Origin of the sequence: Lutibacter flavus (assembly GCF_900188355.1) — a bacterium.
GTDB classification, from domain to species: Bacteria; Bacteroidota; Bacteroidia; order Flavobacteriales; family Flavobacteriaceae; genus Lutibacter; species Lutibacter flavus.
In genome coordinates this window covers 7,501-28,736 of the sequence record NZ_FZNX01000001.1, presented here as the reverse complement: position 1 = coordinate 28,736, position 21,236 = coordinate 7,501, and the positions used below count along the sequence as shown (strand labels likewise).

At 30.2% G+C, this 21,236-nt stretch carries 20 protein-coding genes (1 of these 20 running past the window's edge); 13 read left to right on the top strand and 7 right to left on the bottom strand.

Translation table 11 applies throughout. The features are described 5' to 3' along the window. Positions 1–6 precede the first annotated feature (6 nt). The 6 genes from CHB63_RS00140 to CHB63_RS00115 form a co-directional block, all read right to left on the bottom strand. Positions 7–648, bottom strand: coding sequence for a peroxiredoxin (locus CHB63_RS00140; protein ID WP_089376417.1), 642 nt, complete (start codon positions 646–648; stop codon positions 7–9). A gap of 145 nt (positions 649–793) precedes the next feature. Further along, positions 794–1,957, bottom strand: a complete 1,164-nt coding sequence (locus CHB63_RS00135; protein ID WP_089376416.1) for a sigma-54-dependent transcriptional regulator — start codon at positions 1,955–1,957, stop codon at positions 794–796. Between the two features lie 49 nt (positions 1,958–2,006). Beyond that, a complete protein-coding gene (locus tag CHB63_RS00130) occupies positions 2,007–2,837 on the bottom strand; it encodes a mechanosensitive ion channel family protein (RefSeq protein WP_089376415.1) in 831 nt (276 codons plus the stop codon). Between the two features lie 27 nt (positions 2,838–2,864). Continuing rightward, the gene (locus CHB63_RS00125) at positions 2,865–4,178 is read right to left on the bottom strand and encodes an ABC transporter permease (RefSeq protein ID WP_089376414.1); all 1,314 of its coding nucleotides are present in this window, start codon (positions 4,176–4,178) and stop codon (positions 2,865–2,867) included. Further along, a complete protein-coding gene (locus CHB63_RS00120) occupies positions 4,171–5,100 on the bottom strand; it encodes an ABC transporter ATP-binding protein (protein ID WP_089376413.1) in 930 nt (309 codons plus the stop codon). The genes CHB63_RS00125 and CHB63_RS00120 overlap by 8 nt, the downstream gene beginning before the upstream one ends. Before the next feature lie 70 nt (positions 5,101–5,170). Beyond that, positions 5,171–5,863, bottom strand: coding sequence for a hypothetical protein (locus CHB63_RS00115; RefSeq protein ID WP_089376412.1), 693 nt, complete (start codon positions 5,861–5,863; stop codon positions 5,171–5,173). Between the two features lie 129 nt (positions 5,864–5,992). Here CHB63_RS00115 and CHB63_RS00110 point away from each other — a divergent pair, with 129 nt between their 5' ends. The 6 genes from CHB63_RS00110 to CHB63_RS00085 all read left to right on the top strand — a co-directional run bounded on the left by CHB63_RS00110 (position 5,993) and on the right by CHB63_RS00085 (position 13,416). Beyond that, positions 5,993–6,454 (top strand): MarR family winged helix-turn-helix transcriptional regulator, encoded by a 462-nt coding sequence (locus tag CHB63_RS00110; protein ID WP_089376411.1) that lies wholly within the window; start codon positions 5,993–5,995, stop codon positions 6,452–6,454. A 3-nt stretch (positions 6,455–6,457) separates the two neighbouring features. After that, entirely contained in the window at positions 6,458–8,857 is a 2,400-nt protein-coding gene (locus tag CHB63_RS00105; RefSeq protein ID WP_089376410.1) for a 3-hydroxyacyl-CoA dehydrogenase/enoyl-CoA hydratase family protein, read from the top strand. Positions 8,858–8,861: 4 nt separating this feature from the next. Further along, positions 8,862–10,046 (top strand): acetyl-CoA C-acyltransferase, encoded by a 1,185-nt coding sequence (locus tag CHB63_RS00100; RefSeq protein ID WP_089376409.1) that lies wholly within the window; start codon positions 8,862–8,864, stop codon positions 10,044–10,046. 126 nt (positions 10,047–10,172) lie between these two features. Then, entirely contained in the window at positions 10,173–11,966 is a 1,794-nt protein-coding gene (locus tag CHB63_RS00095; protein ID WP_089376408.1) for an acyl-CoA dehydrogenase family protein, read from the top strand. Between the two features lie 170 nt (positions 11,967–12,136). Beyond that, positions 12,137–12,553: a hypothetical protein gene (locus CHB63_RS00090; RefSeq protein ID WP_089376407.1), complete on the top strand. Its 417-nt coding sequence runs from the start codon at positions 12,137–12,139 to the stop codon at positions 12,551–12,553. Between the two features lie 101 nt (positions 12,554–12,654). Beyond that, positions 12,655–13,416 carry an MBL fold metallo-hydrolase gene (locus CHB63_RS00085; RefSeq protein WP_089376406.1) on the top strand — a complete coding sequence of 254 codons (762 nt, stop codon included), beginning with the start codon at positions 12,655–12,657 and terminating at the stop codon, positions 13,414–13,416. On the opposite strand, the gene CHB63_RS00080 is transcribed toward CHB63_RS00085, so the two are convergent. Then, positions 13,413–14,684, bottom strand: a complete 1,272-nt coding sequence (locus CHB63_RS00080) for a DUF2851 family protein (RefSeq protein ID WP_089376405.1) — start codon at positions 14,682–14,684, stop codon at positions 13,413–13,415. The genes CHB63_RS00085 and CHB63_RS00080 overlap by 4 nt on opposite strands. A gap of 116 nt (positions 14,685–14,800) precedes the next feature. Here CHB63_RS00080 and CHB63_RS00075 point away from each other — a divergent pair, with 116 nt between their 5' ends. The 7 genes from CHB63_RS00075 to lepB form a co-directional block, all read left to right on the top strand. After that, a complete protein-coding gene (locus CHB63_RS00075; RefSeq protein WP_089376404.1) occupies positions 14,801–15,433 on the top strand; it encodes an NAD(P)H-dependent oxidoreductase in 633 nt (210 codons plus the stop codon). 23 nt (positions 15,434–15,456) lie between these two features. Further along, positions 15,457–16,914, top strand: a complete 1,458-nt coding sequence (locus CHB63_RS00070) for an aminoacyl-histidine dipeptidase (protein WP_089376403.1) — start codon at positions 15,457–15,459, stop codon at positions 16,912–16,914. Positions 16,915–17,037: 123 nt separating this feature from the next. Continuing rightward, complete coding sequence (locus tag CHB63_RS00065; RefSeq protein ID WP_089376402.1) at positions 17,038–17,817, top strand: ParA family protein; 780 nt, start codon at positions 17,038–17,040, stop codon at positions 17,815–17,817. After that, positions 17,801–18,700 carry a ParB/RepB/Spo0J family partition protein gene (locus tag CHB63_RS00060; RefSeq protein WP_089376401.1) on the top strand — a complete coding sequence of 300 codons (900 nt, stop codon included), beginning with the start codon at positions 17,801–17,803 and terminating at the stop codon, positions 18,698–18,700. Before CHB63_RS00065 ends, CHB63_RS00060 begins: the two co-directional genes overlap by 17 nt. Then, a complete protein-coding gene (locus tag CHB63_RS00055; protein WP_089376400.1) occupies positions 18,700–19,278 on the top strand; it encodes a DUF5683 domain-containing protein in 579 nt (192 codons plus the stop codon). Before CHB63_RS00060 ends, CHB63_RS00055 begins: the two co-directional genes overlap by 1 nt. Positions 19,279–19,280: 2 nt before the next feature. Continuing rightward, positions 19,281–19,985, top strand: coding sequence for a 4-hydroxy-tetrahydrodipicolinate reductase (gene dapB, locus CHB63_RS00050; RefSeq protein ID WP_089376399.1), 705 nt, complete (start codon positions 19,281–19,283; stop codon positions 19,983–19,985). Between the two features lie 18 nt (positions 19,986–20,003). Then, positions 20,004–21,236: the 5' portion of a signal peptidase I gene (gene lepB, locus CHB63_RS00045; RefSeq protein ID WP_089376398.1), read on the top strand. Its footprint extends 309 nt past the window's final position; 1,233 of the gene's 1,542 nt are visible here — the first part of the coding sequence; the start codon lies at positions 20,004–20,006; the stop codon falls past the right edge of the window.

The window sequence follows — 21,236 nt, the reverse complement described above, 5'->3', positions numbered from 1 at the left end:
ATTTTTTTAGTGTGAAGCTAAATAATCAGCTGTTCCTTTTGCATTAGGTGCCATAGCATCTTTACCTTCTTCCCAGTTTGCCGGACAAACTTCTCCTTTTTCTTGCACGTGAGTTAATGCATCGATAAGACGTAAATACTCGTTCACATTTCTACCTAAAGGCATATTGTTAATACTTTCGTGTTGTACTAAACCATCTTCATCAATTAAATAAGTAGCTCTATAACTTACATTATCTCCTTCTACTTGAACTGTTCCAGTTGCTTCATCATAAGTTTCGTTAGTAATATCTAATATTCCTAAAATACTAGATAAGTTACGATTGCTATCTGCTAAAATTGGGTAAGTAACACCTTCTATACCACCATTATCTTTTGGTGTATTTAACCAAGCAAAATGAACTTCTGGAGTATCACAAGAAGCTCCAATTACAATAGTATTTCTTTTTTCAAATTCGCCTAATGCTGCTTGAAAAGCGTGTAATTCTGTTGGACAAACAAATGTAAAATCTTTTGGGTACCAAAATAACAATACTTTCTTTTTGTTATTAACTGCCTCCTCTAATACATTTACTTTAATTGTATCACCCATTTCATTCATCGCATCTACATTTAAATCTGGAAATTTTTTACCTACTGCTGTTGACATATATTTTGTTTTTAATTATTAATTATTCTTTTTTAACACCACAAATATATTATGGTATCTTATAAAAACTAAAAAAAGCTTATGCTAATTTTTTATATTAGTATAAGCTTTCTTTATAATTTATATCAAAAAGTATAATTATAACCTATTTACTTGCGAATAGTTTTACATCATTTTCTGAAACTTCTTTTTCACCTAGAATTATTAAACGCTCTACAACATTTCTAAGTTCTCTAATATTTCCGGTCCAATCATATTCTTGCAATAGTTTTACAGCTTTTGTAGAAAACGATTTTATAGCAGTTCCTTGTTCTTTTGCAACTTGTTCTGCGAAAAAATCAATTAATAACGGAATATCCTCTCTTCTATCATTTAAAGCAGGAACATTTATTAAAATAACAGCTAACCTGTGATATAAATCTTCTCTAAATTTTCCTTCAGCAATTTCTTTTTGAAGGTCTTTATTGGTGGCTGCAATAACTCTTACATCAACTTTAATATCTCTATCACTTCCAACTCTAGTAATTTTATTTTCTTGTAAAGCTCTTAATACTTTAGCCTGAGCTGAAAGACTCATGTCTCCAATTTCATCTAAAAAAATAGTTCCTCTATTTGCAGCTTCAAACTTACCAGCCCTATCTTTATTTGCACCTGTAAACGAACCTTTAACATGTCCAAACAATTCACTTTCAATTAATTCCGAGGGAATTGCTGCGCAGTTTACCTCTATCATTGGAGCTTTTGTTCTATCACTTTTTTCGTGTAACCAATGCGCTACCAACTCTTTTCCTGTTCCATTTGGTCCTGTTATTAAAACTCTGGCATCAGTTTGTGCAACTTTTTCAATCATTGCTTTAATATGAGAAATAGCCTCACTATTGCCAATCATCTCATATTTTTTACTCACTTTTTTCTTTAAAAGCTTATTTTCAACAACTAATTCTTTTTTATCAAGTGCATTTCTAACAGTATTTAATAAGCGATTTAAATCTGGCGGTTTAGAAATATAATCAAACGCTCCTAAACGCATTGTATTTACAGCAGTATCCAAATCACCGTGACCAGAAATCATTACCATAGGAATTTCGGGCTTTAACTTTTTTACTTTTTCCAAAACCTCAACACCATCCATCTTCGGCATTTTTATATCACATAATACCAAATCAAAATCTGATTTGGTAATCATTTCAACTCCCATTAATCCATCTTCAGCTTCTTCTACCTCATATGCATCGTTTTCTTCTGAAATTATTTTTTTTAATACTCTGCGAATTGCAGCTTCATCTTCTATTATTAATATTTTTGGCATTTTTACGTTTTTTTAATTTACCTAAGAACAAATATTAAGCCACTTTCTCTTAATCTTTGCCTTGGAACATATGAACATCTCTTTGAGGAAATGGAATTGAAATATTATTTTCTCTAAATAACCTATCAATTTCAAATCGTATATCACTTTTAGGAAGGCCTGCTTCAAAACTATTACTTAATGTGAATACCAATTTAAAATCTAAAGAGCTTTCACCAAAATCAGTAAATAAAACCGCAGGTACCGGAGTTTTCAATACTAATGGATGGCTTTTGGCAGCTTGCAACAATAATTCTTTCACCAGCTGAACATCACTACCGTAAGCAACACCAACTAAAACATTTTCCCTGGTTTCAACTCCGTTTTCAGTCCAATTATACAAACTATTTGTTAAGTATAAATGGTTTGGAATAATAAGAACTTTATTATCAATTGTTACTGCTCTTGTGGTACGTAATTTAATATCTTCAACTCTTCCAACTTTCCCATCTAATTCAATAATATCACCCACATGAACAGATTGATCAACGAGTATAAAAACTCCTGAAATTATATCCTGAAATAAGGTTTGTAATGCTAAACCAACACCTACCAACAAAGCTGCAGAAGCAGCAAAAATTGCCGTTACATTTACGCCAATGTTATGAAAGGTCATTAAAATAATGATTACATAAATAAACCATTTACTATATGAAAATAAGGATATAAATTTTACTTTATCTTCAGTTGGAATCTTCCTGGTGACTATTTTTCTTATTAATTTTAATATTAAAGCAGTTACAATTAAAGTTAAAATAACAACTAAAATTGCCTTAATTGAAATTTGTACATCGTCACTAAATGCAAAATCATAATTTAAAAATTCAACCAATTCTTTCATATATTAACTAAAATAAGCTTGATTCATCTAATATTTTAACCATTTATACAATTCCTTATAAGTTGGTTTTTTACCATACATTAAAATACCAACTCTATAAATTTTAGCTGCAAACCAAACTATTGCAATAAAGGTAATAATCAACAGAAACATTGAAGTTACAATTTGCCACCAAGGAACTCCAAAAGGAATTCGCATAAGCATTACAATTGGAGATGTTAATGGAAATAATGAAAACGCAAGTGCAATTGGTCCGTGTGGATTTTCAATCACTGAGAATCCAACATAAATTGCAATTATCAATGGCATTAAAACCGGCATCATAAATTGTTGAGTATCAGTTTCGCTATCAACAGCGGCACCAATTGCCGCATAAATTGAACTATAAATTAAATAGCCTCCAATAAAATATATTATGAAAGAAAAGAACATTGTTAAAATTGGCAAGTTCTTTATTTCTTGCAAAGCCAATTGTAATTCACTTGCAGATGATGCCTGCACTTGTTGCACCATTTCAGGATTCATTTGCCCCATTGCAGTGCCGGATCCAGCAGTATCTATTCCAAAAATATAAGTAATTGCAAATAATAATAATCCTGCAGAAATCATCCAAATAATAAATTGTAGAACCCCTGCCAAAGCGTTACCTAAAATTTTACCCATCATTAATTGAAATGGTTTAACAGAAGAAATAATTACTTCAATAATTCTACTTGTTTTTTCTTCAATTACACTTCGCATAACTGAAGTTCCATAAATAATAATGAACATAAAAATTAGATATCCAAAACCTCCTCCTGCTATCATTCTTAATACGCTACCTATTTTTGAAGATTTTTCTCCAACAAAATTTTCAGTAGCAATTTCTACGGTAGTTTCTGTTGCTTTTATTTTATCAACATCAAAATGAAGTTGTTCAATTTTTAGGTTTCGTATTTTTTTCTCAAGCTTATTTTCGATACTACCCAGTAAATTTAAACTTGGTGTGTCTTCAGAATAAAAAGCAATCCCTTTTGATAAATTTACCAAACTATCACTTTTAGGAATGTATAAAATTCCATAATATTGACCTTCCGTTTGCATTCGAGCTTCATCTATACCTAATGCCGTTAAATCTATATACTTTGTAGTTTCTGTATCTGTAAAAGTTGAAGCCAATAAATTAGATTCATCAACAAATGCAACAGTACGAACGTCCTCACTATTTTTTTCATTTAAAAAAATGATAAGCATCATAAGTCCAACCATTAATAACGGACTTAAAACAGTCATTACAATAAATGACTTGTTTTTAACTTTAGCCAAAAACTCTCTCTTTATTATTAATTTTAATTTATTCATTGTTGGCTACTGCTTTTAAAAATATATCGTTTGCGCTCGGAATAATTTCTGTAAAATGATTTAATTGAGCTTTATTATTTAAAAACCGAATTAAATCCTTTGAAGTGTCTCCATTTTTTAGGGTGATTATTAACCTCAATTCATCTTTTAATTTTGCCGAATTAGATTTTTCAGTTAAATACTGTGAATTAATTTGATTCAAAAGTTCGTCTTTATCATTAGAAAACAAACCAACTTCAAATTGATTGGTTTTAAACTCTTGCTTTATATCACTTAATTTTCCATCCAATATTTTATTTGATTTATTAATTAAAGCAATGTTATCACATAATTCTTCAACGGATTCCATTCTATGTGTAGAGAAAATAATGCTTGCACCTTCATCTCTTAATTTTAGAATTTCATCTTTTATCATATTTGCATTTATTGGATCAAAACCGGTAAAAGGCTCATCAAAAATCAACAACTTTGGGCTATGTAAAACAGTAACAATAAATTGAACTTTTTGAGCCATCCCTTTAGAAAGCTCCTGAATCTTTTTGTCCCACCAATCAGATATCTCAAACTTTTCAAACCAATATTTCAATTTCTTTTTAGCTTCCGTTTTGGAAAGTCCTTTTAATTGAGCCAAATACAATGCCTGCTCCCCCACTTTCATGCTTTTATACAATCCGCGTTCTTCAGGTAAATAACCTATTTGATGCACATGATGCGGCTTCAGTGGTTCGCCATCTAATAAAATGGTACCACTATCTGGTAAAGTAATTTGATTTATTATTCGAATTAACGAAGTTTTTCCTGCACCATTAGGACCAAGTAGTCCGAAAACACTTCCTTTTGGTACCGAAATTGAAACGTTGTTTAATGCTGTAAAATTTCCATAATTTTTACAGACGTTTTCAACCGTTAAGATATTTTTCATTCTTTAGTTTTTGATTCGCAAAACGAAAGTAAATTTATTTTAGTAAAAAAGGGTTAATCTTTTAATAAAATTATTGAAGTTTATCTATGTATTTTTGTTGAATAGTTTTTAAAAATTCAATTGTTGCTTTTGGTTTAACTACCCGTAACATTTCGGTAATACCACCATTTGTATAAAATATACCTTTTGCAATATCATAATTCTTATCTGAAATATTGTTTTTAATCTCGAATGTATTGGTTCTAAATTCATCCCAAGTCATAAGTTCAGGTATTTCCAAGTAATAAACATCACTTTCTTCACAAGATTTAAAAATACCTTTTTCTATTTCTTCAATATTAAAAAAACGATTAATTCTTATTAAGGCATCTTTATCTTTAAACTTTTCACTTTTTGCAAATTCAAACCCAGCATCTTTGTAATATTGCTGAACCATTTCAATTTCAGGGTACCTATTAATTCCTTTTATTCTAATTCCATTTAATTTGCGAGAATTAATTGAAACTTCACATTTTGCTCCATCCAATTTCAAATTGTATTTTTCATTAATTCTTTTTGTGGCTCTTAAAATTTTTTCAAATGAATTTGCTTCTTTCGTAACAAATATTATTGAAATTGGTTTATTTATGTCCGTAAACCTACTGTAATACGATTCAAAAGGATCAGGAACATTAATTATAAAAGTATTTGGTATTTTATTTTGATCAACAGTATCAATATTTTCTTGTATTATAACTTTCCCTATTAGTTCACTTTTGGCCATAATTTTTTATTTGCGATTAGTTCTTTAAACTTATCCTTTTTTTTTATAATAACCAAACAAAATTACAATGCAAACATTTTTTTTGAAAATTTATTATGCGTGCATAGTATTTTTTTATATATTTGAAAAATGCAAAAAGAATTATCAATAGATCACGCACTTAGAGCAACTTGGCAAGCTGTTGCAAAAATGTATAATGAAAAAGCCACCCAATTTGATAGCACAATGGCCATGGCTTTTGTACTGTTAAATATAGATAAAAAAAAAGGAACACCTTCAACTGCTCTTGGTCCACAAATGGGAATGGAACCAACAAGCCTTTCAAGAATATTAAAAAGTATGGAAGAAAAAGGTGCAATTTATAGAGAAAAAAATCCAGAAGATGGACGTGGTGTACTTATAAAATTAACAGATTTTGGATTGGAGAAAAGAAACACTTCTCGCCAAGCTGTTATTCAGTTTAACGAAACCATTAAACAACATATTTCTGAAGAAAAAATAAATCATTTTTTTGAAGTTACTGATACCATTAATAAGTTAATTGCTTCAAAAAAAATATTTGATACTAAACCTTCTAAACAAAAAATTTAAACAATGAAAAGACCAATAAAAAAAGTAGCTGTAATTGGTTCTGGAATAATGGGATCTGGTATTGCATGCCATTTTGCAAACGTTGGTGTAGAAGTTTTGCTTCTTGACATTATTCCTCGTGAATTAAGTGAAGTAGAAAAAGCAAAAGGGCTTACACTAGAACACAAAGCTGTGCGAAATAGATTGGTTAATGATAGTTTAAAAGCTTCATTAAAATCTAAACCGTCACCTATTTATAATCAAAAATTTGCAGATAGAATATCTACTGGAAATTTAGATGACGATTTACATAAAATAAAGGATGTAGATTGGATAATGGAGGTTGTAGTTGAAAGACTGGATATTAAAAAATCAGTTTTTGAAAAAATTGAAAAATACCGTAAACCAGGTACTTTAATTACTTCAAACACTTCTGGTATTCCTATTAGTTATATGAACGAAGGAAGAAGTGAAGATTTTCAAAAGCATTTTGCCGTAACTCACTTTTTCAATCCACCAAGATATTTAAAACTTTTTGAAGTTGTTCCTGGTCCCGATTGTAAACAAGAAGTTACTGACTTTTTAATGATGTATGGAGAAAAATTCTTAGGAAAAACTTCTGTTTTAGCTAAAGACACTCCTGCTTTTATTGGAAACAGAGTTGGAATTTTTGGAATAATGAGTTTATTTCATCAAGTTAAAGAGTTAGGTTTAACTGTTGAAGAAGTAGATAAATTAACTGGTCCGGTTATAGGACGTCCTAAATCGGCAACATTTAGAACTGTTGATGTGGTAGGTTTAGATACCTTGGTTCATGTAGCCAATGGTATTTATGAAAACTGCCCTAATGATGAAGCTCATGAATTGTTTAAGCTTCCAAGTTTCATCAATACCATGATGGAAAATAAATGGTTGGGTAGTAAAACTAAACAAGGTTTTTATAAAAAAGTAGTTGAAGGAGGAAAAAAATCAATTTTATCTTTAGATTTAGACACCTTAGAATATAGACCAAACAAAAGAGCAAAATTTGCCACACTTGAATTAACAAAAACTATTGATAAAGTTATTGATCGTTTTAAAGTATTGGTTAAAGGTAAAGACAAAGCCGGAGAATTTTATAGAAAGAATTTTGCTGCAATGTTTGGGTACGTTCAAAACAGAATTCCAGAAATTTCTGATGAATTATATAGACTTGATGATGCAATGAAAGCTGGTTTTGGATGGGAACATGGTCCTTTCCAAATTTGGGATGCTATTGGAATTGAAAAAGGAATTGAATTAATGCAAGCTGAAAATATTCCTGTTGCCAAATGGGTATCAGAAATGGTTGCAAGTGGAAATAAATCATTCTACACAGTTTGTGATGGAGCGAAATATTATTATGACATTCCTTCAAAAAAACAAGTTAAAATTCCAGGTCAAGATAGTTTTATAATTCTTGACAATATTAGAGAAGCTAAAACTATTTGGTCTAATGCAGGTGCTTCCATTCAACATTTAGGAAATGGAGTTTTAAATGTAGAATTCCAATCTAAAATGAACACATTAGGTGGAGAAGTTTTACAAGCAATTAATAAAGGAATAGATTTAGCTGAAACTGAATATGAAGCCGTTGTACTAGGAAACCAAGCTGCCAACTTTACTGTTGGTGCTAATCTAGGTATGGTATTTATGATGGCTGTAGAACAGGAATATGATGAATTAAACTTCTCTGTAAAATATTTCCAAGATACAGTAATGCGTCTTAGATATTCATCTTGCCCAACAATTATAGCTCCTCACGGATATACTTTTGGTGGTGGATGTGAATTAAGTATGCACGCCGATAAAGTAATAGCTGCTGCAGAAACATATATTGGCTTAGTTGAATTTGGAGTTGGAATTATACCTGGTGGAGCTGGCTCAAAAGAAATGGCTTTAAGAGCATCTGAAGGATTATTAAAAGATGATGTGAAATTAAATAAACTTCGTGATTATTTTATAAACGTTGCAATGGCAAAAGTTGCCACTTCTGCACACGAAGCGTATGATTTAGGTTTCTTAAAAGAACACAAAGATATTGTTGTTGTGAATAAAGAGCGTCAAATTGCTACTGCTAAGAGACACGCAATTCTAATGTTGGAAGATGGTTATACACAACCTGTTCCTAAAAAAGCATTGGTTTATGGTCAGCAAGCATTAGGAATGTTCTTGGTAGGAACTGATAGTTTAGAAAAAGGACATTACGCTTCTGAACACGATAAAAAAATAGCAAATAAACTAGGTTATGTTATGGCTGGTGGAGATTTATCTGAACCAACTTATGTTTCAGAACAATACTTATTAGACCTCGAACGTGAAGCATTTATGAGTTTAATGACTGAACGTAAAACATTAGAGCGTATTGAGCACATGTTAAAAACAGGTAAACCTTTAAGAAACTAAAAAAATGAAAACAGCATATATAGTACAAGGATATAGAACTGCAGTTGGTAAAGCGCCAAGAGGTGTTTTCAGGTTTAAAAGACCAGATGAACTTGCTGCCGAAACTATTGAACATTTATTAAAAGATGTTCCTCAGTTAGATAAAAAACGAATTGATGATGTAATTGTTGGTAACGCAATGCCTGAAGCCGAACAAGGTTTAAATATGGGGCGTTTAGTCTCGTTAATGGGATTGAAAATTGAAGATGTTCCGGGTATGACAGTGAACCGTTACTGTGCATCAGGATTAGAAACTGTAAGTATTGCCGTGGCAAAAATTCAATCTGGAATGGCTGACTGTATTATTGCAGGTGGTGTGGAAAGTATGAGTTATATTCCAATGGGTGGTTACCGTCCTGTGCCTAATTATAAATCGGCTAAAGAAGGCCACGAAGATTATTATTGGGGAATGGGTTTAACTGCAGAGGCAGTTGCTCAACAGTTTAAAGTTTCTCGAGAAGATCAAGATGAATTCTCTTTTAAATCTCATATGAAAGCTTTAGAGGCGCAAGCAAATGGGACATTTGATGATGATATTGTTCCTATTTCTGTTGAAAATATATTTTTAGATGAAAACGGAAAAAAACAAACGAAAAACTATACTGTTTCCGCTGATGAAGGACCTCGTAAAGGAACTTCAGTAGAGGCTTTAGCCAGATTACGTCCGGTTTTTGCTCAAGGCGGAAGTGTAACTGCTGGCAACTCTTCTCAAATGAGTGATGGTGCAGCTTTTTTATTGGTTATGAGTGAAGATATGGTTAAGGAATTAAACATAGAGCCTATAGCTCGTATGGTTTCTTTTGCTGCTGTTGGTGTTGAACCACGCATTATGGGAATTGGACCTGTAAAAGCAATTCCAAAGGCTTTAAAACAAGCAAACTTAACATTAAATGATATTGATTTAATTGAATTGAATGAAGCTTTTGCTTCTCAATCTTTAGCGGTTATGCGAGAGCTGGATATTAATCAGGATATTGTAAATGTTAATGGAGGTGCAATTGCATTAGGACATCCACTAGGTTGTACTGGAGCAAAACTTTCAGTGCAGTTATTTAACGAAATGCGCAGACGTAAAAACAAATATGGAATTGTAACAATGTGTGTTGGTACTGGTCAAGGTGCTGCAGGAGTTTACGAGTTATTAAAATAAAAAGCCCATCCAAACCTTCCCAAAGGGAAGACTTTTGGAATATAAAGTAATAATTAAAGTCTAACAATAAAAACTACTTCCCTCTTGTAGAAATTTCCCCCTTCGGGGATAAAAAGGGGCTGAAAAATGGGAACAATAAAAGGAGGAGAATTCCTAATAAAAGAAATTAAATCAGAAGATATTTTTGTGTCGGAAGAGTTTAATGAAGAACAAAAAATGATGAAAGAAGCGGTTATAGAATTCATTGACCGTGAAGTTTGGCCTCATAGAGAACGTTTCGAAAATAAAGATTTTGCTTTAACTGAAGAAGTAATGCGCAAAGCTGGAGAAATGGGCTTTTTAGGTGTTTCAATTCCTGAACAATATGGTGGAATTGGAATGGGATTTGTATCAACAATGTTGGTGACAGATTATATTTCATCAGCAACAGGTTCAGTTGGAACTGCTTTTGGTGCACATACAGGAATTGGAACAATGCCAATATTTTTATATGGAACTGAAGAACAAAAACAAAAATATTTGCCTGTTTTAACTTCTGGTGAAAAGTTTGGGGCTTACTGTTTAACAGAACCTGGGGCTGGATCTGATGCTAACTCTGGTAAAACTACGGCCGAATTAACTGAAGATGGAAAACATTACAAAATTAACGGTCAAAAAATGTGGATTTCAAACGCTGGATTTGCCGAAATTTTTATTGTTTTTGCTCGTATTGAAAATGATAAAAACATAACAGCATTTATCTTGGAATTTGATAAAAACAATCCAAATGGTGTTACTTTAGGTGAAGAAGAACATAAATTAGGAATTACTTCTTCTTCAACACGTCAAGTGTTTTTTAGTGATACATTAATTCCTGTTGAAAATATGCTTTCAGAAAGAGGAAAAGGTTTTAAAATTGCCTTAAACTCTTTAAATGTTGGTCGTATTAAATTAGGAGCTGCTTGTTTAGATGCAAGTAGAAGAATTATTACTCAATCTGTAAATTATGGAAATGAGCGTAAACAATTTAAAACGGCTATCTCAAATTTTGGTGCTATTCAAAAAAAATATGCTGAAATGAGTGCCAGAACATTCACTTTAGATGCTGCTTGTTATAGAGCTGCAAAAGACATTCAAAATATGATTGATGCTGGTTTGGCAGAAGGTAAATCACATCAAGATGCTGAATTAGCTGCTTTTCAAGAATATGCAATTGAATGTGCTATTATAAAAGTTTTTGGTTCTGAAGTTTCTCAATATGTATCGGATGAAGGTATCCAAATATTTGGAGGAATGGGTTTTTCTAAAGACACACCAATGGAAAGTGCTTGGAGAGACGCAAGAATTACAAGAATCTATGAAGGAACAAATGAAATAAACAGACTGTTAACAGTTGGAATGTTGCTTAAAAAAGCAATGAAAGGAGAAATAGATTTGTTAACTCCAGCAATGGCTGTTGGTCAAAGCTTAATGGGGATTCCTTCATTTGAAACACCAGATTTCTCTGAGGTCTTATCAGAAGAAAAAGCAATGATCGACAAATTAAAAAAAGCTTTTTTAATGATTTCTGGAAAAGCAGTTCAAACTTTTGGAATGGAATTAGAAAGCCATCAACAATTAATTTTAGCTGCTGCTGAAGTAATGATTGAAGTATATATGGCAGAATCTTCAATTTTAAAAGCTGAAAAATTAGCTAAACAAACTTCTGAAAAAGAAGCAGCATGTCAAATTGCTATGGCCAAATTAAACTTATTTAATGCTGTTGAAAAAGCAGGTAGCATGGGTAAAGAAGCTATTATATACTTTTCTGAAGGAGATGAACAAAGAATGATGCTTATGGGATTGAAACGATTTACAAAATATGTAAATAACCCCAATCCAATCGCATTAAGAAAAGTGATTGCTGAAAAAGTAATTGCTGAAAATAAATATTGCTTTTAATTCAATCAATTTTAATATTCAATCAATTTAATTACAATTAGAAAGCTGCAACAATAAGTTGCAGCTTTTTTTATTTTTTTTGAATTTAGAAAAATATTTTTTCGTAACTTTAAAATAGAGTTCAAACACCTCTTTTACCCCCAATTGTTAAATCATTAAAAGCTTTAATTATGAAACAAAACATTGGAATCTGGATCGACACAAAACAAGCTGTAATTATTAAACTATCAAACAACGACCATCATTCTATTAAAAAAATTGAGTCAAATATCGTAATGAGAGAAAGAGTTGAAGGGGATTCAAAAAAATTTGGTAGGTTTGGCAACCAATATCTTACTTATGAAAAAAACAGATTGAATCGACGAACTGAGCAAACCAATCAATTTCTGAAAAATCTAATTAAAGAAGTTGAAATGAGTGATTCCATAGTGTTATTTGGTCCTGCAAAAATGAAAAAAATATTTGAAAAAGCTATTAAAAGTAATATGCAAGTTGCAGATAAACTTGTTGGTGTTTTTAATTCTGAATTAATTACAGAAAATCAAATGGTAGCTTGGGTTAAAGATTTTTATAAAAAAAGAAATTAATTTTACAAAATACAGATTTTCAAGTTTTATCATATTTGGCATAATATTAGCATTTATTAATTTAATAGTACATTTATAAACATCATTATTAAATTAATCATATGAAAGTAAAAATAGCCTTAGTATCATTTTTTGTATTTATTAGCTCAATTTCCTTTGCACAAAATCCAATTTTGGATGAATTAAAAACTCCAAATGGAATATTAAAAATTCATCCAGTATTGCACGGTAGTCTCGTATTAACTCATAACAATAAAACAATTTACATAGATCCTTATGGAGGTATAGATTTATATAAAGGGCTCAAATCTCCAGATATTATTTTATTAACTGATATTCACGGTGATCATCTAGATCAAAAAACGTTAGATTCAATTGACACTTCAAAAAGCATAATTATAGTTCCTCAAGCAGTTGCAAATAAATTACCAGAAAGCTACAATTCACAAGTGATTGTTTTAAATAATGGACAAGGTGTACATCGATTAGATTATTTTATTAAAGCCATTCCTATGTATAATTTACCTGAAGAAGAAAATGCAAAACACCCTAAAGGAAGAGGTAATGGGTATGTTTTAAATATTGAAAATAAACGAATTTACATTTCTGGTGACACTGAAGATATTATTGAAATGAGAATGTTGAGAAATATAGATGTTGCTTTTGTTTGTATGAATTTACCTTATACTATGGATATAAACCAAGCTGCAAATGCTGTTTTAGAGTTTAAACCAAAAATTGTATATCCATATCATTATAGAGGTAGTGAAGGTTTTAGCGATGTTGAAGCTTTTAAAAACTTAGTTCAGAACAAGGATAAAAACGTTGAAGTTCGTTTATCTAATTGGTATCCAAAAAACTAACGTTTTAATAGTTCTTTCCCAATAGAGCATTGCAAACATAACTGTTTATTACAATATTCGTTTTTTAATTGAAGTAAAGCTTGTGTTTTAAATGCATTAGAACTATCTATTTTTAAATAATTAAAATTAGAAATAATTGTATTTTTTTCTGGTTTTATTTCCTCCAATATAGAAAATATTGAACTGAAATCACTTTTTCCAATACTCTTTAAATAAACGAATTTTAAAGGTAGAATTGTATTTATCAATAGTAAATCTACAAACGACTTTGTTAATTTTTTAGAACTCTTTTTAGAAGTTGTTTCAAATGTATAATGAGTTTCCCAAAAAGGCAATGTTGAAACTTCAAATAATTTATAAAACCCTTCAAGAGAATTAACCTCAGTTATTTTAGAAAACAAATTTTGATTTTTATTAAATAAAAATGCCAATTGAGACAATCTAATTGTTGGAAAATTATTAGGGCGCAGCCTAAAAAATTGCACTTCCCCTTTTGAAATAGGTGAAAGTTTAAACTTTACTTTTAAATAACTGTATTCTTGTTTTAATTTATTAAAATAAACAGACTCCTTTTCATTAGATAGCAATCCAGCTTGTCCAAAAAACAACGCTTCTAATTGTTCCAAATTATTTGAAACTTTTCTAACAATTGAAAAATCAAATGATCTAGCAAAATTTAAAAAAGCATCAGCATTAACCTTTAAACCAAAATTTTTAGCCAATAAAATAAATAAAGTTGCTTCCCAATTATTTAAATTAGCTGCTAATACTTGATTTATAAATAAAGATTTTTGTTCTAGCCTTTCAAAATAAAGTCGTTCCAGCCAATTATCCATTGCAAAAGAATTGACTGAATTTATATCCTTCTCACAATTAATCCAATTATTATTTTTACTAAAAAGTTGCTCGTAATTTTTTAATACTTCTTTTGAAATGTAATTTTTTAATTCTAATGTAGAAACGGTATCCCCATTCTTTCTATAAATTTCAACATCATGTTCCCAAACAACATGTAGAATTACAGAATCATAATTCTCATCAATTTCATGATTGTGTTTATACCAATCTGAAGAATTAATATGAATCTCAACATTACCAGCCCAAACTTGATTATTAATTTGAATTTTTGCATTAAAAAAATCAGGTCCCGAATTTAAGTTTTCAATCCCGGTCGAAGTAATTTCAATACTTTCTTCATTAGTAGACAGCATTTTTTTAGATGAAAACAACTTAAGTTTCCATATAAAATGAAGTAAATTTTCTTTCATAGCATTTTTTAACTTTCTAAATGTAAAAATTTACTTTTAGTTATAAAAATTGAACCACTTATTTCCCTGTTTTTTTGGTAATTTTAACTAATTTTGTCTTAATTAAATATATAAGAATGAACATAATCAATAGTTTAGAATGGAGATATGCAACAAAAAAGTTCGACCCTTCTAAAAAACTATCAAAAGATAAAATTGATAAACTTAAAATCGCTTTTAATTTAACGGCTACATCGTTTGGACTTCAACCCATAAAAATGATTGTAATTAATAATAAAGAATTACAAGAAAAATTTGTTGAACATTCTTATTATCAGCGACAGGTTGCAGATGCTTCTCACCTACTCGTATTATGTATAGAAAATGATACCACAGCTGATGATGTTAATGCCTATTTTGATTTAGAAAAAAAAATTAGAAATGTTGATGAAGAAGTTATTTCAAATTTTAGAAATCAACTTGTTGATATGTATAAAAATATGTCAAATGAAGAAAAACAACTTTCAGCAAAATACCAAACTTATATTGCATTAGGTAATTTAATGACCGTATGTGCCATTGAAAGAATTGATGCTTGTCCTTTGGAAGGCTTTATTCCTCATAAAATTGACGAATTATTAAGCTTAAAAGATTTAAATTTAAAATCTGTTTTAATGTTACCTGTTGGATACAGAGCTGAGGATGATATTATGAGTGAAATGAAAAAAGTTCGTAAGCCTTTAAATGATACAATTATAGAAATAAACTAAAAAATCAATTAATAAATTTAGATATGAATAATGAAATTAGAACATTAGAACCAAAAGCACTTTGGAATAATTTTGCAGATTTAAACGCAGTTCCAAGAGGTTCCAAAAAAGAAGAAAAAGTAATTCAATTTATGGTTGATTTTGGTAACAAACTAAATCTAAAAACAATAGTTGACCCAGTTGGAAACGTTATTATAAAAAAGCCTGCTTCAAAAGGAATGGAGAACCGAAAAACAATTGTAATGCAATCGCATTTAGATATGGTTCATCAAAAAAATTCTGATACTATTTTTGATTTTGATACGGAAGGGATTAAAATGAAAATTGAAGGAGATTGGGTAAAAGCTGAAGGAACAACACTTGGAGCTGATAACGGTTTAGGAGTTGCGGCTATAATGAGTGTTTTAGCCTCTAAAGATATTAAACATCCTGCAATTGAAGCATTGTTTACAATTGATGAAGAAACAGGAATGACTGGTGCAATGGGATTGCAAGCTGGATATTTAGATGGTGAAATACTACTTAATTTAGATACTGAAGAAGATGATGAAATTGATATTGGTTGTGCTGGAGGTATAGATATCACGGCTACTAATACTTACAACGAAGTACATACTCCTTCAAATTCCATTGGATTCAAAATTTCAGTTACTGGACTTAATGGAGGACATTCTGGTATGGATATACACAAAGGTTTGGGAAATGCTAATAAAATTATGAATCGGGTTTTATATGAAGTGCAAGATTATATTCGCATTTCTGAAATAAATGGTGGAAGTTTAAGAAATGCTATCCCAAGAGAAAGTTTTGCAATCATATCAGTCTATAAATCACAAAAAGATATCTTTCTAAAAAAAATTAAAAAAATCAGTAAAGAAATTAAACTTGAATTTAAAACTGCTGACCCTAATTTAGAAATTTCTTATCCAGAAATTGAGACACCTAAAAAAGTAATGACAGCTATAAGTCAAACCTCTTTATTAAAAGTTATTTATGCTGCCCACAATGGGGTTTACAGAATGAGTAATGATATGGAAGATTTAGTTGAAACATCTAATAATATTGCACGTGTTATTGTTAAAGATGAGCTCATTAAAATTTTATGTTTAACCAGATCATCTGTGGAATCTTCAAAAAATGATTTAGCAAATGCATTAAAGGCTACATTTGAAATGGTTGGTTATAACGTTGCTTTATCTGGTTCTTATCCCGGTTGGAAACCAAATACAGATTCTTTAATTTTAAATGTACTTACAGATACTTATCAAAAATTATTTAAAAGTAAAGCAAATGTTGTTGCGTGTCATGCAGGATTAGAATGTGGAATTTTAGGAACAAATTACCCAGAAATGGATATGATTTCATTTGGTCCAACAATACAAGGCGCTCATTCGCCCGATGAAAGAGCAAGCATAAAATCAAGTCAAAAATTTTGGAATTTTTTAATTGAAATTCTGGAAAATATTCCTTTAAGAAAGTAATAAAAAACAAAAGCGATTGAAATTTCAATCGCTTTTGTTTTTTATATGTTTGTTAACAATATTCCCTTTTAAAAACCATAAATAATTGTATTTTTACAACTTAAAATAATTCTTTAATCTTTTATGGGAAAAATTATTGCAGTCGCCAATCAAAAAGGTGGTGTTGGTAAAACTACAACAACAGTTAATTTAGCTGCCGCTTTAGGGGTGTTAGAAAAAAAAGTGTTGTTAATTGATGCTGATCCACAAGCAAATGCCTCATCAGGTCTTGGAATTGTGGTGGAAGATGTTGAAATTGGTACCTATCAATTATTGGAACATGCTGCAACTGCAAAAGAAGCAATTTTAAAATCAAATTCGCCAAATGTTGATATAATTCCAGCCCATATAGATTTAGTAGCAATAGAAATTGAGTTGGTTGATAAAGTTAACAGGGAGTATATGCTTAAAGAAGTTCTTAAGGATATTAAAGATGAGTATGATTATATATTAATTGATTGTGCTCCTTCACTTGGACTTATTACTTTAAATGCCTTGGTAGGTTCAGATTCTGTAATTATACCTATTCAATGTGAATATTTTGCTTTGGAAGGATTGGGGAAATTATTAAATACAATAAAAAGTATTCAAAAAATACACAATCCTGAATTAGATATTGAAGGATTATTACTTACCATGTACGATTCTCGATTAAGGCTATCTAATCAAGTAGTGGAAGAAGTGAAAAAACATTTTCAGGATATGGTTTTTAAAACTATTATTCAAAGAAACGTTCGACTAAGTGAAGCACCAAGTTTTGGAGAAAGTATTATAGAATATGATGCTACAAGTAGAGGTGCTGTAAATTATATTAACTTAGCGCACGAAATAATAAAAAATAATAAGGATGGCAAAAGCAACTAGAAAACAAGCACTAGGAAGAGGATTATCTGCCTTATTAAATGAAAATAGCTCAGATATTAAATCGGCTAATGATAAAAATGCTGATAAAGTTGTTGGTAGTATAATTGAAATTGAATTAGAATTAATAGATATAAATCCTTTTCAACCTAGAAGTTACTTTAATGAAGAGGCCTTAAGAGAATTAGCTAGTTCTATTAAACAACTTGGAGTTATTCAACCAATAACGGTAAGAAAATTAGACGGCAACAAATTTCAATTAGTATCAGGTGAACGTAGATTTAGAGCTTCAAAATTAATTGGAAATACAACAATTCCAGCTTATATTAGACTTGCGAATGATCAAGAAATGCTAGAAATGGCATTGGTTGAAAATATTCAACGAAAGGATTTAGACCCTATTGAAGTAGCATTATCTTACCAACGTTTAATTGATGAAATTGATTTAACTCAAGAAGAAATGAGTCAGCGAGTTGGAAAAAAACGTTCAACAATTAGTAATTATTTACGTCTTTTAAAATTAGATCCAATAATTCAAACAGGTATGCGTGATACTTTCATTTCAATGGGTCATGGAAGAGCATTAATAAATATTGAAAATACAGAAGATCAATTAAATATTTACGAAAAAATATTACAGCAAAAATTATCTGTTAGACAAACTGAAGAAATTGTTAAAAATCTTAAGAACGGAGTAAATACAGCACCAAAAACTGCTACAAAACAAGTTGAAACACCAAAATTTGTAAATAAAGGACTAAAAGCAATAAGTGAATACTTTGGGCATAAAGTTGACGTTAAATTATCAGGAAATGATAAAGGAAAAATTATTATCCCATTTCATTCTGAAGAAGATTTTAATCGCATAAAAAAATTACTTCAATAGTGTTTAACAAAAAGTTTTATATTTTAATAATAGTAATTTCATTTTCAACTATTAATTGCTTTTCTCAAGAAGATCTATTAATAAAAGCACAAGATACAACTGTTATAAGCCCTGTCGAATTTGATATGCTTTCTCCTGCTAAAGCCGCATTTTATTCAGCAATATTGCCAGGATTAGGCCAAGCATACAATAAAAAATATTGGAAAATTCCTCTTGTTTGGGGTGCCCTTGGTTCTGGAATCTACTTTTACGATTTAAATAGCACTAATTACAATAGAGCTCGAACTGCCTTTAAGCTTAAATTAGATGGAAAACCAAATGAATTTGATGGTGTAGATGGTAATATTTTATTATCAGAAGATGCCTTAATAAGAGCTCAAAAATCATATAAAAAAGATCGTGATTTGTCTTTACTTGTTACAGTGGCATTATATGTTTTACAAGTACTGGAAGCTAGTACGAATGCACATTTACTGCAACATAATGTAGATAATAATTTATCTTTATCACCTCAAATTATTCAAGATGCCGTATCCAATAAGTCCGTTGTTGTAGCATCTTTAAATTTTAAATTTTAAAAATGAAAATAGCTTTATTAGGTTATGGTAGAATGGGTAAAACAATTGAACAAATTGCTTTACAAAGAGGGCACGAAATTGTTTTAAAAGTTGATGAACATTCTAAAAGCTATGACATAAAAGTTGCCGATATTGCCATTGATTTTAGTATTCCTTCTATAGCATTTAATAACATCACAAACTGTTTAAATAACAACGTTCCTGTTGTAAGCGGTACAACTGGATGGCTAGATAAATATAAGGATGCCACTGAACTTTGTAAAGAAAAAAATGGTGGTTTTATTTATGCGTCAAATTTTAGTTTAGGAGTGAATATCTTTTTTGAACTAAATGAATATTTGGCTAAAATGATGAATAATTTGAACCAATATAAAATTTCAATGGAAGAAATTCATCATACAAAAAAATTAGATGCCCCAAGTGGTACAGCAATTACTTTAGCTGAAGGAATAATAAACCATACAAATAAAAAAAACTGGGTATTAGATGTAACAAATAAAGACTCTGAGATACCTATAGTTGCAAAACGAATAGCAGATGTGCCTGGTACACATTCTGTTGAGTATAAGTCCGAAATTGACTCTATAGATATTAAGCATACTGCTTTTACACGAGATGGATTTGCCCAAGGAGCTGTTTTTGCTGCCGAATGGTTATTCGGTAAAGAAGGCGTTTTTACGATGAAAGACGTTTTAGGTTTAAAATAATATTAAAAATTATTTATTATGACAATGATTCAATGGTTTATATTTTTTCTAATAGTACAAGTAATCCATTTTCTAGGAACTTGGAAATTATATGTAAAAGCTGGTAGGAAATCCTGGGAAGCATTGGTTCCAATATACAATGGAGTTATTTTAATGAAAATAATAAATAGACCTTTTTGGTGGGTAATTTTACTATTTATTCCAATAATTAATTTACTGATGTTTCCAGTTGTTTGGGTAGAAACAGTTAGAAGTTTTGGAAAATATAAAACTATAGATTCTATACTTGCAGTTGTAACTTTAGGTTTTTATGCTTATTATTTAAACTATGTTGAAAATGCAAGTTATGTTGAAGACAGAAGCTTAAAATCAAGAACAGAACTTGGTGAATGGGTAAGCTCAATTGTATTTGCAATTGTGGCTGCAACTTTGGTTCACACCTATTTTATGCAACCTTACACTATACCAACATCTTCATTAGAAAAATCTTTACTTGTTGGTGATTTTCTATTTGTTAGTAAATTTCACTATGGTGCAAGAACTCCCATGACGACTATTGCTGCGCCAATGGTTCATGATTCGTTACCATTAACAAAATTTAAATCTTATTTAAAAAAGCCACAATTACCATACTTTAGATTACCTGCTTTACAAAAAATTAAAAGAAATGAAATTGTAGTATTTAGCTGGCCAGTTGATACAGTTCGATTCTTTTTTGATAAATCGAAGATTCACATCGATAAGCCTATAGATAAAAAGTCTAATTATGTAAAACGATGTGTTGGTATTCCTGGGGATTCGTTAGAAATTAAAGATGGCTATATCTATATAAACGGAAAACAAACAGTTTTACCAGATAGAGCAAAACCACAATACATGCACAAAGTTGTAACTGAAGGGCAACAATTAAGTGCTGCAACTTTAAAAAGATATGATATAACCGAAGGAAGTTTTCAAGGGGATTATTATATGCTAAATTTAACTGATGAAAATGCAGCAAGACTTAAAAATAATCCAATAGTGAAAAGCATTGCTAAAGAGCTAACGCCTAATGGAAATTATAACTCAAGGGTTTTTCCTCATAGTTCACAATATGCCTGGTCAGATGATAATTTCGGTCCAATTTATGTTCCTGAAGCTGGAAAGACAGTAGCATTAAACTCTCAATCATTACCATTTTATAAAAGAATTATTGAAGTATATGAAAAAAATAATTTAACCATAAATGGAGATGAAATTTTTATCAATGGT

Bases quoted from the DNA above. Each gene is read 5' to 3' on its own strand.
- CHB63_RS00140 (WP_089376417.1), bottom strand. From the start codon at position 648: ATGTCAACAGCAGTAGGTAAAAAATTTCCAGATTTAAATGTAGATGCG.
- CHB63_RS00135 (WP_089376416.1), bottom strand. From the start codon at position 1,957: ATGCCAAAAATATTAATAATAGAAGATGAAGCTGCAATTCGCAGAGTA.
- CHB63_RS00130 (WP_089376415.1), bottom strand. From the start codon at position 2,837: ATGAAAGAATTGGTTGAATTTTTAAATTATGATTTTGCATTTAGTGAC.
- CHB63_RS00125 (WP_089376414.1), bottom strand. From the start codon at position 4,178: ATGAATAAATTAAAATTAATAATAAAGAGAGAGTTTTTGGCTAAAGTT.
- CHB63_RS00120 (WP_089376413.1), bottom strand. From the start codon at position 5,100: ATGAAAAATATCTTAACGGTTGAAAACGTCTGTAAAAATTATGGAAAT.
- CHB63_RS00115 (WP_089376412.1), bottom strand. From the start codon at position 5,863: ATGGCCAAAAGTGAACTAATAGGGAAAGTTATAATACAAGAAAATATT.
- CHB63_RS00110 (WP_089376411.1), top strand. From the start codon at position 5,993: ATGCAAAAAGAATTATCAATAGATCACGCACTTAGAGCAACTTGGCAA.
- CHB63_RS00105 (WP_089376410.1), top strand. From the start codon at position 6,458: ATGAAAAGACCAATAAAAAAAGTAGCTGTAATTGGTTCTGGAATAATG.
- CHB63_RS00100 (WP_089376409.1), top strand. From the start codon at position 8,862: ATGAAAACAGCATATATAGTACAAGGATATAGAACTGCAGTTGGTAAA.
- CHB63_RS00095 (WP_089376408.1), top strand. From the start codon at position 10,173: ATGGGAACAATAAAAGGAGGAGAATTCCTAATAAAAGAAATTAAATCA.
- CHB63_RS00090 (WP_089376407.1), top strand. From the start codon at position 12,137: ATGAAACAAAACATTGGAATCTGGATCGACACAAAACAAGCTGTAATT.
- CHB63_RS00085 (WP_089376406.1), top strand. From the start codon at position 12,655: ATGAAAGTAAAAATAGCCTTAGTATCATTTTTTGTATTTATTAGCTCA.
- CHB63_RS00080 (WP_089376405.1), bottom strand. From the start codon at position 14,684: ATGAAAGAAAATTTACTTCATTTTATATGGAAACTTAAGTTGTTTTCA.
- CHB63_RS00075 (WP_089376404.1), top strand. From the start codon at position 14,801: ATGAACATAATCAATAGTTTAGAATGGAGATATGCAACAAAAAAGTTC.
- CHB63_RS00070 (WP_089376403.1), top strand. From the start codon at position 15,457: ATGAATAATGAAATTAGAACATTAGAACCAAAAGCACTTTGGAATAAT.
- CHB63_RS00065 (WP_089376402.1), top strand. From the start codon at position 17,038: ATGGGAAAAATTATTGCAGTCGCCAATCAAAAAGGTGGTGTTGGTAAA.
- CHB63_RS00060 (WP_089376401.1), top strand. From the start codon at position 17,801: ATGGCAAAAGCAACTAGAAAACAAGCACTAGGAAGAGGATTATCTGCC.
- dapB (WP_089376399.1), top strand. From the start codon at position 19,281: ATGAAAATAGCTTTATTAGGTTATGGTAGAATGGGTAAAACAATTGAA.